Source organism: Streptomyces sp. WAC05292 (assembly GCF_003949955.1).
GTDB lineage: Bacteria > Actinomycetota > Actinomycetes > Streptomycetales > Streptomycetaceae > Streptomyces > Streptomyces globosus.
In genome coordinates this window covers 1-11,936 of record NZ_RPSE01000172.1, presented here as the reverse complement: position 1 = coordinate 11,936, position 11,936 = coordinate 1, and the positions used below count along the sequence as shown (strand labels likewise).

At 74.7% G+C, this 11,936-nt stretch carries 11 protein-coding genes and 1 pseudogene; 11 read left to right on the top strand and 1 reads right to left on the bottom strand.

What is annotated here, in order from left to right; translation table 11 throughout:
- The 3 genes and pseudogenes from EF903_RS18760 to EF903_RS18750 all read left to right on the top strand — a co-directional run.
- A pseudogene (locus EF903_RS18760) lies at positions 1 to 822 on the top strand (hypothetical protein); the annotation flags it as partial.
- The gene (mycP, locus tag EF903_RS18755; RefSeq protein ID WP_125544661.1) at positions 819 to 2,036 is read left to right on the top strand and encodes a type VII secretion-associated serine protease mycosin; all 1,218 of its coding nucleotides are present in this window, start codon (positions 819 to 821) and stop codon (positions 2,034 to 2,036) included. The pseudogene EF903_RS18760 and the gene mycP, both read left to right, overlap by 4 nt.
- A gap of 2 nt (positions 2,037 to 2,038) precedes the next feature.
- A complete protein-coding gene (locus EF903_RS18750; protein WP_125544659.1) occupies positions 2,039 to 2,779 on the top strand; it encodes an SseB family protein in 741 nt (246 codons plus the stop codon).
- A gap of 119 nt (positions 2,780 to 2,898) precedes the next feature.
- Here the strand turns inward: EF903_RS18750 and EF903_RS18745 are convergent, their stop codons facing one another.
- The gene (locus tag EF903_RS18745; protein ID WP_114056851.1) at positions 2,899 to 3,276 is read right to left on the bottom strand and encodes a DUF1844 domain-containing protein; all 378 of its coding nucleotides are present in this window, start codon (positions 3,274 to 3,276) and stop codon (positions 2,899 to 2,901) included.
- 354 nt (positions 3,277 to 3,630) lie between these two features.
- Between EF903_RS18745 and infC the strand changes: the two genes are divergently transcribed.
- From infC to EF903_RS18700, 8 genes are all read left to right on the top strand, one after another.
- A complete protein-coding gene (gene infC / locus EF903_RS18735) occupies positions 3,631 to 4,323 on the top strand; it encodes a translation initiation factor IF-3 (RefSeq protein ID WP_114056850.1) in 693 nt (230 codons plus the stop codon).
- A gap of 110 nt (positions 4,324 to 4,433) precedes the next feature.
- On the top strand, positions 4,434 to 4,628 hold the full coding sequence (gene rpmI, locus EF903_RS18730; protein ID WP_114056849.1) for a 50S ribosomal protein L35: 195 nt from the start codon (positions 4,434 to 4,436) through the stop codon (positions 4,626 to 4,628).
- 102 nt (positions 4,629 to 4,730) lie between these two features.
- Positions 4,731 to 5,123 (top strand): 50S ribosomal protein L20, encoded by a 393-nt coding sequence (rplT, locus tag EF903_RS18725; protein WP_114056848.1) that lies wholly within the window; start codon positions 4,731 to 4,733, stop codon positions 5,121 to 5,123.
- A gap of 78 nt (positions 5,124 to 5,201) precedes the next feature.
- Positions 5,202 to 6,017 carry an RNA methyltransferase gene (locus EF903_RS18720; protein ID WP_260615573.1) on the top strand — a complete coding sequence of 272 codons (816 nt, stop codon included), beginning with the start codon at positions 5,202 to 5,204 and terminating at the stop codon, positions 6,015 to 6,017.
- A 56-nt stretch (positions 6,018 to 6,073) separates the two neighbouring features.
- A complete protein-coding gene (locus EF903_RS18715) occupies positions 6,074 to 7,282 on the top strand; it encodes an ATP-binding protein (RefSeq protein ID WP_125544655.1) in 1,209 nt (402 codons plus the stop codon).
- A 145-nt stretch (positions 7,283 to 7,427) separates the two neighbouring features.
- A complete protein-coding gene (pheS, locus tag EF903_RS18710) occupies positions 7,428 to 8,558 on the top strand; it encodes a phenylalanine--tRNA ligase subunit alpha (RefSeq protein WP_114056845.1) in 1,131 nt (376 codons plus the stop codon).
- On the top strand, positions 8,558 to 11,086 hold the full coding sequence (gene pheT / locus EF903_RS18705) for a phenylalanine--tRNA ligase subunit beta (protein ID WP_125544653.1): 2,529 nt from the start codon (positions 8,558 to 8,560) through the stop codon (positions 11,084 to 11,086). Before pheS ends, pheT begins: the two co-directional genes overlap by 1 nt.
- A gap of 173 nt (positions 11,087 to 11,259) precedes the next feature.
- The coding region (locus tag EF903_RS18700; RefSeq protein WP_148142536.1) for a PP2C family protein-serine/threonine phosphatase at positions 11,260 to 11,936 on the top strand (677 nt) is incomplete at its 3' end.

The window sequence follows — 11,936 nt, the reverse complement described above, 5'->3', positions numbered from 1 at the left end:
GTATCCCCCCGTGGCAAGCTGCCGCCCATGACTCCTACCCCCGGTCTCGATCGGGCTCGGTACGACCGGGCCACCGCGCATCTCGACGCGCCTCTGGCCATCGTCGATCTCGATGCGTTCGATGCCAACGCCGACGATCTCGTGCGCCGCGCCGGCGGCAAGCCGGTGCGGGTGGCGAGCAAGTCGGTGCGGTGTCGGGCGCTGTTGGAGCGGGTGCTGGCGCGGCCCGGTTTCGCCGGGGTGATGTCGTACACGCTGGCCGAGTCGCTGTGGCGGGACGCTCCCGTGGACGCTCTCTTCCCGCCCGTGCTCGCCGGGCCGGGTGCCGGGCCCGGAGGGGCCGACCGGACCTGGACCCGCGTGGCCGTCGCCCCCGACGCGGACTGCGCGGCCGCGCTGGCCGCCGAGTGGCAGGCGGCGTTCGCCGGGACCGGGTGCACGCGCGTGCTGCGGGCCTCGTACACCGACGCCACCCGCAGTTCCCTCGTCGCCGTCGGCATGGTGTTCACCCCCGGCGAGGCGTCCGCGATGGCCGGGCTGCAGGGGCGGCTCGGCGCGCCGCCCGGGTTCGGGTTCGCCGACGAGCGGCGCGCCGCCTGGACCGCGTCCGTCCTGCCGGAGGGGCCCGTCGTCGTCTACACCGTCGCCGCGTTCGCCGACGGCCGCGTCCTCGACGCGCCCGTCCCGGCCGAGGAGGCCGTGCGCGCCGGCGCCTCCGGGGCCGTCGCGCAGTCCGGGCTCGGCCACGAGGCGAAGGCCGTCGGGGAGTTGGTGCGGGGCGGGCTGCGCTCGCTCGCCGTTCCGGCCGGGACCGCGCGGTGAGGCGGGGCAGGGCCGGCGCGGCCCTGGCCATCGGCGCCGTCCTGGCCGTCGGGGTGCCAGCCGCGCCCGCCGCCGCGGACACCGATGCCGTACGGGACCGGCAGTGGGGGCTGACGGCACTGCGCGCCGAGGAGGCGTGGGGGACCACGCAGGGCGGCGGGGTCACCGTCGCCGTCCTCGACACGGGTGTGGACGCCGGCCACCCGGACCTGGCCGGGCAGGTCCTCGAAGGCGCCGACCTGGTCGGCATGGGCGCGGGCCCCGGCGACCGGGCCTGGGCGCGGCACGGGACCGCCATGGCGGGGATCATCGCCGGGCACGGCCACGGCCGGCACCGCCGGGCCGGTGTCCTCGGGGTGGCGCCGCAGGCGCGGATCCTGCCGGTCCGCGTGATCCTGGAGGAGGGTGATCCGGGCCGGGCCAAGGCGCGGGAGAGCAAGGGCGGGGCGCTCGCCGAGGGGATCCGGTGGGCCGCCGACCACGGGGCGGACGTGATCAACCTGTCGCTCGGCGACGACAGCGACTCCGCGCACCACGAGGCCGCCGAGGACGAGGCGGTGCAGTACGCGCTGGCGAAGGGCGTCGTCGTGGTCGCCTCCGCCGGCAACGGCGGCCGCGAGGGCGACCACGCGTCCTATCCGGCCGCCTACCCGGGGGTGATCGCCGTCGCGGCGGTCGACCGCCGCGGCCGGAAGGCGCCGTTCTCCACGCGCAGCTGGTACGCCAGCGTCTGCGCGCCCGGCGTGGACATCGTCATCGCCGACCCCGACCGCGCCTACTACGAGGGCTGGGGGACGAGTGCGGCCGCCGCGTTCGTCTCCGGGGCGGTGGCGCTCGTCCGGGCGGCCCACCCCGAGCTGTCGCCGGCGCAGATCAAGAGGCTGCTGGAGGACACCGCCGCCGACGCCCCCGCGGGCGGCCGGGACGACGCGCGCGGGCACGGGCTGGTCGATCCGGCCGCCGCCCTCCAGGCCGCGGAGGCGCTGCGGCCCGAGCCCGCGGTGCCCCGGCCCGCCGCTGCGGGCAGCGCGTACTTCGGGCCGGGCCCGGTGCCGGCCCCTGCGGACGCGGCCGCCGCCGGGCCGGTGCTGCCCGCGGCGGCGGGCACGGGCCTGGTGCTGCTGGTGCTGGCGGCCGTGCTGGCCCGGCGCCCGTCCGGCCGCGCCGCCCGGCCGCCGCGCGGAAGCGGCGGCGCGGGGGATAGGGTCGGGTAACTGTGGCGAACAAGAACATCCCCGACCCCGGCTACTCCGACGACGACGGCTCCGCCGATCCCCGGCTGAGCGCGGCGCTCGCCGCCTGGTCCGAGGACCGGTCGAGGGAGCCGGAGGTGCTGGCCGCGCTCAAGGGCACCCGGCTCCTGGTCCCGGTGGTCGCGGTCCTCGGCGAGGTCGAGACCGACCCGGAGACCGGGCTCAAGCGGGAGAAGACCAGCGACATGGCCGTCCCCACCCTCCAGGCGGGGAACCGGCGCGCGCTGCCCGCCTTCACCTCCACCGCCTCGCTCGCGCTGTGGGACCCTGCGGCCCGCCCGGTCGCGGTCCCGCTCCACCAGGCGCTGGCGGCCGCCGCGCACGAGAAGGCCGACACGGTCGTCCTCGACATGGCCGGCCCCGTCGCGTACGAGCTCACCGGCCGGGCGCTGCTCGCGCTCGCCGAGGGCCGCACCGACACCGATCCGCTGACCGATCCGGCCGTGCACGAGGCCGTACGGGCCGCGGTGGCCGCGGAGCCCGCGGTGCTGCGGGCGCACCTCGGGCCCGGCGGGCCCGACGCGGACGGCACGCTGGCGATCGTGCTGGCCGCCGGCGCGCAGCCCGCGGCCGCGGCGAGGAGCGTGGCCGGGGCGCTCGCGGCGGACGTGACGCTGCGGGCCCGGCTGGTGCGCGGGCTGGACCTGGCGCTGCTGCCCGAGTCGGCGCCGGCCCCGCCGGGCGAGCCCCTCTTCACCCGCTGACACGCAGCCCCGGCGGCCGCCCGCCGGGGCGCCGGCCCCGGGCGCCCGCGGGCGCGTACGCGAGAGGGCCGGGGCGCTGCCGCCCCGGCCCTCTGCTTCGTTGCCGTGTGCCCGGCCCGTCAGCCGAAGACCGGGCCCGTGAACTTCTCGCCCGGCCCCTGGCCCGGCTCGTCCGGGACGACGGACGCCTCGCGGAAGGCGAGCTGGAGGGACTTCAGGCCGTCGCGCAGCGGGGCGGCGTGGAAGGAGCTGATCTCGGTGGCGCTGGCGGTGACCAGGCCGGCGAGGGCGGTGATCAGCTTGCGGGCCTCGTCGAGGTCCTTGTGCTCGGAGTCCGGCTTGTCGAGGCCCAGGTTGACCGCCGCGGCGCTCAGCAGGTGCACGGCCACCGTGGTGATCACCTCGACGGCGGGCACGTCCGCGATGTCGCGCGTCATGGCGTCGTAGTCGGGGGCCGGGTCGGCCGCGGTGGCGGGGGTGGGGGTCGCGTCAGTCATGCCCCCACGATAAGCCGGGCCGGGCAGGCGCCCGCCGCGGCTCCTGGCGAGCGCGCCCGGCGCGGACTGCTATATTGGACTGACGACCGGCCGGAGACCTGTGTCCCCGGCCCACAAGTGGAGGCTCCGTTCTCCCACCCGACCGCCTTCCGGGGCGGCGGGTCACCGGTCAGGCGGCATCCATCGTTCCGTACGGATGATGGAAAGCCGTCCGATGCTGCGCCCCGCGGTTCACGCCCGGCGGTGCTCCGGTTGTTTTGGAGCCCCTGCCTGTGAACGGTGGGGCATTTTTCGTGCCCGGCCGCGGTTGGTCCCCGTGACACAAGACGTCAGCGGCTGTCTGACCTGACAGCCGTGTGGTGCTACCGAGGAGGATCCATCAGCACCGAGCCCCGCATCAACGATCGGATTCGTGTCCCTGAGGTGCGACTCGTCGGTCCCAGCGGCGAACAGGTGGGCATCGTCCCGCTTGCGAAGGCGCTTGAACTCGCGCAGGAGTACGACCTGGACCTGGTCGAGGTCGCAGCGTCTGCACGCCCGCCGGTCTGCAAGCTCATGGACTACGGCAAGTTCAAGTACGAGTCGGCGATGAAGGCCCGTGAGGCGCGCAAGAACCAGGCGCACACGGTCATCAAGGAGATGAAGCTCCGGCCGAAGATCGACCCGCACGACTACGACACCAAAAAGGGTCACGTCGTTCGGTTCCTCAAGCAGGGCGACAAGGTCAAGATCACGATCATGTTCCGCGGTCGCGAGCAGTCCCGGCCGGAGCTCGGCTACCGACTGCTGCAGCGCCTGGCGGAGGACGTCCAGGACCTCGGTTTCGTCGAGTCGAACCCGAAGCAGGACGGCCGAAACATGATCATGGTTCTCGGTCCGCACAAGAAGAAGACCGAGGCGATGGCCGAAGCCCGCGAGGCGCAGGCCGCCCGCAAGGCCGAGCGCCAGGGTGCCGCCGCGGACGCTGCCGCCAAGGAAGCGCCCGAAGGGGACACCGGGGTCGCCTCCGCCGAAGCCGGCGACGCCTCTCCCGAGGCGCAGGCCTAGGCCTGACTCCGGGGCATCCGGTCCCGGATCACCGACACAACATGACGCTCCCGCAAGCCGGTCCGGTACCGGACCGGTGGGAACGCCACCGACGAGGAGATAACGGCGCCATGCCGAAGAACAAGACGCACAGCGGTACCAAGAAGCGCTTCAAGGTCACCGGCTCCGGCAAGGTGCTCCGCGAGCGCGCCGGCAAGCGCCACCTGCTCGAGCACAAGTCGTCCAAGCTGACGCGTCGCCTCACGGGCAACGCCGAGATGGCCCCGGGCGACGCCGCGAAGATCAAGAAGCTTCTCGGCATCTGACGTCGCCGCTCCCCCACCGGGAGCGGGACGCCGAGACCGGGATCCCATCGAACTTTCGGGCCGTGTGAAGACACCCGCGGCCCCGCTACAAGGAGTCAAGAAGTGGCACGCGTCAAGCGGGCAGTAAACGCCCACAAGAAGCGCCGGGCGATCCTCGAGGCGGCCTCGGGCTACCGCGGTCAGCGTTCGCGCCTGTACCGCAAGGCCAAGGAGCAGGTCACCCACTCGCTGGTCTACAACTACAACGACCGCAAGAAGCGCAAGGGCGACTTCCGTCAGCTGTGGATCCAGCGCATCAACGCCGCTGCCCGCCAGAACGGCATGACGTACAACCGCCTCATCCAGGGTCTGAAGGCCGCCAACATCGAGGTGGACCGCAAGATCCTCGCGGAGCTGGCCGTCAACGACGCCAACGCGTTCGCCGCGCTGGTCGAGGTCGCCCAGAAGGCGCTCCCGGCCGACGTGAACGCCCCGAAGGCCGCCGCTGCCGCCTAAGCGACACGCTTCGCGCAGCAGGCCCTCGACAGGCTTCAGCCCGGACCCGCAGGCCCCGTGCCTGCGGGTCCGTGCGTTGTGGCCGCCGCCAAGCGCCTCGCGCGGCGCAACTTCCGCACCAAGGAGCGCCGCTTCCTCGCCGAGGGGCCGCAGGCCGTCCGCGAGGCCGTCGGGCACCGCGGCCCCGGCGGCCCGACCCTGACCGAGCTGTTCGCCACCGCCGAGGCCGCCGAGCGCTACCCGGAGATCGTCGCCGAGGCCCGGGCCTCCGGTGCGCGCGTCCACCACGCCTCCGACGAGGTCCTCGCCGAGGTCTCGCAGACCGTCACCCCGCAGGGGCTCGTCGGGGTCTGCCGCTTCCTCGACTCGCCGTTCGAGGAGATCCTGCGCGCCCGGCCCCGGCTCGTCGCCGTCCTGGCGCACGTCCGCGACCCCGGCAACGCCGGCACCGTCCTGCGCTGCGCCGACGCCGCCGGGGCGGACGCCGTCATCCTGACCGACGCCTCCGTCGACCTGTACAACCCCAAGTCCGTACGGGCCTCCGTCGGCTCCCTCTTCCACCTCCCCGTCGCCGTCGGCGTCCCCGTCGAGCAGGCCGTCTCCGGGCTGCGGGCGGCCGGCGTGCGGATCCTCGCCGCCGACGGGGCGGGCGAGCACGATCTCGACGCCGAGCTCGACGCCGGCACCATGGGAGGCCCGTCCGCCTGGGTCTTCGGCAACGAGGCGTGGGGCCTGCCCGAGGAGACGCGCGCCCTCGCGGACGCCGTCGTACGCGTCCCGATCCACGGCAAAGCGGAGAGCCTGAACCTCGCGACGGCCGCCGCCGTGTGCCTCTACGCCTCCGCCCGTGCACAGCGGGCGTCCGGAGGGTGCCGCTCCGTGACCCCCAGCTAGTAATGTGGCGGCCCGGGGGGCCCACTGCGCTACTCGGAGATGTGGGGTACGGGGACATGACCGTCGGTACGAACAGCTCGCCAGGGGCCGCGGACGCGGCGGGGGCGCCGTCCCTGGCGACCGTTCCCGCACAGCCCCCGGGCCCGCCCGGACCGGGAGCCGCCGCACCCGGGCCTGCCGACCCGGCGGGCTCCGCCGCCCTCGGCATCGACCCCGACGACCTGCCCGACGGGCTCGTCGTCGCCGACGACACGGGCCGGGTGATCTGCTTCAACTCCGCCGCCGCCCGCATCACCGCCCTCGCCCCCGCCGAGGCCCTCGGCGCCCGCATCGAGCGGGCCCTGCCGCTGGAGGACCTCGACGGCCGCCGCTGGTGGGCCCTGACCGACCCCTACGGCGGACTCGCCACGCGCCGCGGCCAGCCGGAGCGCAACCTCCTCCTGCCCGGCGGCCGCGAGGTCCTCGTCTCCGCCCGCTACGTCCGCTCCCACCCCGCCGGCCCGCTCCGCCGCCTCGTCGTGACCCTCCGCGGCACCGAGGCCCGCCGCCGCACCGAGCGCAGCCACGCCGAGCTGATCGCCACCGTCGCCCACGAGCTGCGCTCCCCGCTGACCTCCGTCAAAGGCTTCACCGCGACCCTCCTCGCCAAGTGGGAGCGGTTCACCGACGACCAGAAGCGCCTCATGCTGGAGACCGTCGACGCCGACGCCAACCGCGTCACCCGGCTGATCACCGAGCTCCTCGACATCTCCCGCATCGACTCCGGCCGCCTCGAAGTCCGCCGCCAGCCCGTCGACATCGCCACCGCCGTCGGCCGCCACGTCCAGGCGCTCACCGCGAACGGCCAGGCACCCGAGCGGTTCCTCGTCCGCGTCAGCCGCTCCCTGCCCGACCTGTGGGCCGACCCCGACAAGATCGACCAGATCCTCGGCAACCTGCTGGAAAATGCGGTGCGCCACGGCGAGGGAACCGTCACCATCGACGTGTCGCCGACCAGCCTGACGAACGCAGCGGGCAAGACCGAGAAGGGAACCGCCGTCACCGTGACCGATGAGGGCCCCGGAATCCCCGAGGAGTCGATGGGCCGCGTCTTCACCCGCTTCTGGCGGGGCAGCAAGCGCGGCGGCACCGGCCTGGGCCTGTACATCGTCAAGGGCATCGTCGAGGCGCACGGCGGCACGATCACCGTCGGCCGCGGACCCGGCGGCGGCGCCGAGTTCCGATTTATCCTGCCCGTCGGCGCGCCGGCCTACCTCACGCAGTAATCCTGCGGAGCGTCTCGCCAGGCGGCCCACGGGCTCCTCCGCCCCCCGCGGCCCGTAGACTCGTCCTTTGGCACCTTTGCGTCCTTGTGTCGAGCTCGTCGTCGAGCGGGGACCTCCAGCCAGCCCATCGGAAGCACGGGAAGAGATGTCGGCACCGAACAAGTCGTACGACCCTGTCGAGGTCGAGGCACTGAAACCGGAAGAGATCGAGCGCATGCGGGACGAGGCGCTCGCCGCCTTCGCGGCCGCCGGCGACCTCGACGAACTCGCGCACGCGAAGACCGCCCACGCCGGCGGCACCTCGCCGCTCGCCCTCGCCAACCGCGAGATCGGCGCGCTGCCCCCGCAGGCCAAGGCCGAGGCGGGCAAGCGCGTGGGCCAGGCCCGCGGCGCGGTGAACAAGGCGTTCGCGGAGCGCCTCGCCCAGCTGGAGGCCGAGCGCGACGAGCGGGTACTGGTCGAGGAGGCGGTGGACGTCACCCTGCCCTACGACCGCGTGCCGGCCGGCGCCCGCCACCCCCTGACCACGCTGATGGACCGCATCGCGGACATCTTCACGGCCATGGGCTACGAGGTCGCCGAGGGCCCCGAGGTCGAGGCGGAGTGGTTCAACTTCGACGCCCTCAACTTCACGCCCGACCACCCCGCGCGGCAGATGCAGGACACCTTCTTCGTCCGCGGCCCCGAGGGCGTCGAGGGCGACGAGTCCGGTGTCGTCCTGCGCACCCACACCTCGCCGGTGCAGGCCCGCTCGCTCCTGGAGCGCCGCGAGCCGCCCGTGTACATCGTCTGCCCGGGCCGCGTGTACCGCACCGACGAGCTCGACGCGACGCACACCCCGGTCTTCCACCAGGTCGAGCTGCTCGCCGTCGACGAGGGCCTCACCATGGCCGACCTCAAGGGCACCATCGACCACATGGTCAAGTCGCTCTTCGGGGACGACGTCACCACGCGCCTGCGCCCGAACTTCTTCCCCTTCACCGAGCCGTCCGCCGAGATGGACATGCAGTGCTACGTGTGCCGCGGCGCGTCGGTGGGCAACCCCGACCGCCCCTGCCGCACCTGCTCCAGCGAGGGCTGGATCGAGCTCGGCGGCTGCGGCATGGTCAACCCCAAGGTGCTCACCGCCTGCGGCGTGGACCCGGAGAAGTACAGCGGCTTCGCCTTCGGCTTCGGCATCGAGCGGATGCTGATGTTCCGGCACAACGTGGAAGACATGCGAGACATGGTCGAGGGTGACGTCCGGTTCACCCGGCCGTTCGGGATGGAGATCTGATGCGGGTCCCGCTTTCGTGGCTGCGGGAGTACGTCGACCTGCCTGCGGGCGAAACCGGTCGTGACGTGCAGGCCAAGCTCATCGACGCCGGTCTGGAGGTCGAGACCGTCGAGCAGCTCGGCGCCGACCTCACCGGCCCCCTCGTCGTCGGCCAGGTGCTGACGATCGAGGAGCTGACCGAGTTCAAGAAGCCGATCCGCTTCTGCACCGTCGACGTCGGCACCGCCAACGGCACCGGCGAGCCCCAGGAGATCGTCTGCGGCGCCCGGAACTTCGCCGTCGGCGACAAGGTCGTCGTGGCCCTGCCCGGCGCCGTCCTGCCCGGCGACTTCGCGATCGCCTCGCGCAAGACCTACGGCAAGACCTCCAGCGGCATGATCTGCTCCGGCGACGAGCTCGGCATGGGCGACGACGGCACGCACGGCATCATCGTGCTGCCGCCGGAGCACGAGGCCGGCACCGACGCGATCGAGCTGCTGGAGCTGCGCGACGAGGTCCTCGACATCGCCGTCACCCCGGACCGCGGCTACTGCCTGTCGATGCGCGGCGTCGCCCGCGAGACCGCCACCGCGTACGGCCTGCCGCTGCGCGACCCGGCGCTCCTCGACGTGCCCGCCCCGAACTCCTACGGCTACCTCGTCAAGGTCTCCGACCCGGCCGGTTGCGACCGCTTCACCGCGCGCACCGTCACGGGCCTGGACCCCGAGGCGAAGTCCCCGATCTGGCTCAAGCGCCGCCTGCAGAAGGCCGGCATGCGCCCGATCTCCCTCGCCGTGGACGTCACCAACTACGTCATGCTGGAGCTCGGCCAGCCCCTGCACGCCTACGACCGCGCCCGTCTCGACGGCGCGATCGGCGTCCGGCGCGCCGAGCAGGGCGAGGTCCTCACCACGCTCGACGGCGTCAAGCGCACCCTCGACGCCGAGGACCTCGTGATCACCGACGACAGCGGGCCGATCGGCCTCGCCGGCGTCATGGGCGGCGCGAACACCGAGATCGCCGACGCCGTCGCCGACCCGGAGACCGGCCGGGTCGCCGGCACCACCGACGTCGTCATCGAGGCCGCGCACTTCGACCCGATCGCCATCTCGCGCACGGCCCGCCGGCACCGGCTGTCCTCGGAGGCCTCCAAGCGCTTCGAGCGCGGCGTCGACCCGCAGGCCGCCTCGGCCGCCGCGCAGCGCACCGTCGACCTGCTGGTGCTGCTCGCCGGCGGCACCGCGGAGGCGGGCGTCACCGAGCTGACCGCGCCGGGCGCGCCGCGGACCGTCGCGATGCGCGCCGACCACCCGGACCGGGTGGCGGGCGTCGCGTACGGCCGGGAGACGGTCGTCCGCCGCCTCCAGGAGGTCGGCTGCGACGTCCACGGCCAGGACGAGCTCGTCGTCACCGTCCCCTCGTGGCGGCCCGACCTCGCCGAGCCGAACGACCTCGCCGAGGAGGTCATCCGGCTGGAGGGATACGCCAACCTGCCCTCCACGCTGCCCCAGGTGCCCTCCGGCCGCGGGCTGACCGCCCGGCAGCAGCTGCACCGCCGGGTCGGCCGCGCCCTGGCCGGCGCCGGCTACGTCGAGGCGCTGAACTACCCGTTCATCGGCGAGCAGGTCTTCGACCAGCTCCAGCTGCCCGCGCACGACGCCTCCCGGGACGTCGTCCGCCTCGTCAACCCGCTCTCCGACGAGGAGCCGGCGCTGCGCACCACGCTGCTGCCCGGCCTGCTGGGCGCGCTGCGCCGCAACGACAGCCGCGGCTCGCACGACCTGGCCCTCTTCGAGACCGGCCTGGTCTTCCGGGCCGGTGAGAAGCCGGGCGTCGCCGTGCGGCTGCCCGTCGACCGCCGCCCCTCGGACGAGGAGATCGCCACGCTCGACGCGGCGCTCCCCGCGCAGCCGCGGTACGCCGCGGTCGTGCTGGCCGGGGCGCGCGAGCAGGCCGGCTGGTGGGGCAAGGGCCGCCCGGCCGAGTGGGCGGACGCCGTCCAGGCCGCGCGCCTGCTGGCCGCCGAGGCCGGTACGGACCTCGTCGTGCGGCAGGGCCAGTACGGCCCGTGGCACCCGGGCCGCTGCGCCGAGCTCGTCGTCACCATCGACGGGGTCGAGCAGGTCATCGGGCACGCCGGCGAGCTGCACCCGCGGGTCGTCAAGGCCCTCGGCCTGCCCGCCCGCACCAGCGCCATGGAGCTCGACCTCGACCGCCTCGCGGCGGCCGGCGGCACGCCCGTGGAGTCGCCGCGGATCTCGTCCTTCCCGGTGGCCACGCAGGACGTCGCCCTGATCGTCGACGCGTCCGTCCCGGCGGCCGACGTCGAGGCGGCGCTGCGCAAGGGCGCGGGCGAACTCCTCGAATCGCTGCGGCTGTTCGACGTCTTCACCGGCGAGCAGGTCGGCGAGGGCAAGAAGTCCCTGGCGTACGCGCTGCGCTTCCGGGCGGCCGACCGCACGCTGACCGCCGAGGAGTCCACGGCGGCCCGCGACGCGGCGGTCGCGCTGGCGGCGGAGCGGACCGGCGCGGTGCTGCGCGGCGCGTAAGCGACCGCGGCCCGCGCCGCCGACCGGCGCGCCCGGTGAGGGGCGTCTCCACCACGGAGGCGCCCCTCACTCGTTCGGGTGCAAACCCCGGTGACCCGTGTCCTCGCGCGTGACGGGCCGGGACAATCGATGCGCCGGGTGCCCACAGCGGGCAGACACAGGAGTCCCAAGGGATGATCACGCGCGGGGAGATGCCCCAGCCGCGCCGGGCGTGCGTCCCCGCAGGGGGCGGCGCCACGGCGTACCGGGAGCTGCCCGCCCCCGGCCGGTGGGCGCACAGCCTCGCCGGAACCGCCGCCTTCCTGCTCCTGGCCGCCGGCTGCGCGCTCCGGGTCCGCCGGGACCTCCTCGCCCGCCTGCGCCGCTCCCAGGAGGCCGCCGAAGCCGCCCAGCGGGCGCTGCTGCGGCCCCTGCCCCCGCGGATCGACGGCCTCGCCCTGGCCGGCGCCCACCTCTCGGCGACCCGCGGCGCCGCGATCGGCGGCGACCTCTACGGCGCCGCGCCCACCCCGCACGGCGTCCGCGTCGTCATCGGCGACGTACGGGGCCACGGGCTGCCCTCGGCGGCCGCGGCCGCCGTCGTACTCGGGGCCTTCCGGGACGCCGCGTACGACGAGCCCTCGCTGGCCGGAGTGCTGCGCCGCATGGAGCGCGCCCTGGCCCGGCACGTCTGCGACCGCGCCGCGGCCGAGCACACCGCCGGGGCGGGGGCGGCCGGGCCCGCCGCCGAGGAGTTCGTGACCGTGCTCCTCCTCCAGATCGCCGAGGACGGCACGCTGACCGCCCTCAACTGCGGCCACCCCTGGCCCCACGTGCTGCGTGCGCGGGCGGCTCCCCGGCCCCGGCGGTG

Bases quoted from the DNA above. Each gene is read 5' to 3' on its own strand.
- EF903_RS18745 (WP_114056851.1), bottom strand. From the start codon at position 3,276: ATGACTGACGCGACCCCCACCCCCGCCACCGCGGCCGACCCGGCCCCC.
- rpmI (WP_114056849.1), top strand. From the start codon at position 4,434: ATGCCGAAGAACAAGACGCACAGCGGTACCAAGAAGCGCTTCAAGGTC.
- EF903_RS18715 (WP_125544655.1), top strand. From the start codon at position 6,074: ATGACCGTCGGTACGAACAGCTCGCCAGGGGCCGCGGACGCGGCGGGG.
- pheS (WP_114056845.1), top strand. From the start codon at position 7,428: ATGTCGGCACCGAACAAGTCGTACGACCCTGTCGAGGTCGAGGCACTG.
- pheT (WP_125544653.1), top strand. From the start codon at position 8,558: ATGCGGGTCCCGCTTTCGTGGCTGCGGGAGTACGTCGACCTGCCTGCG.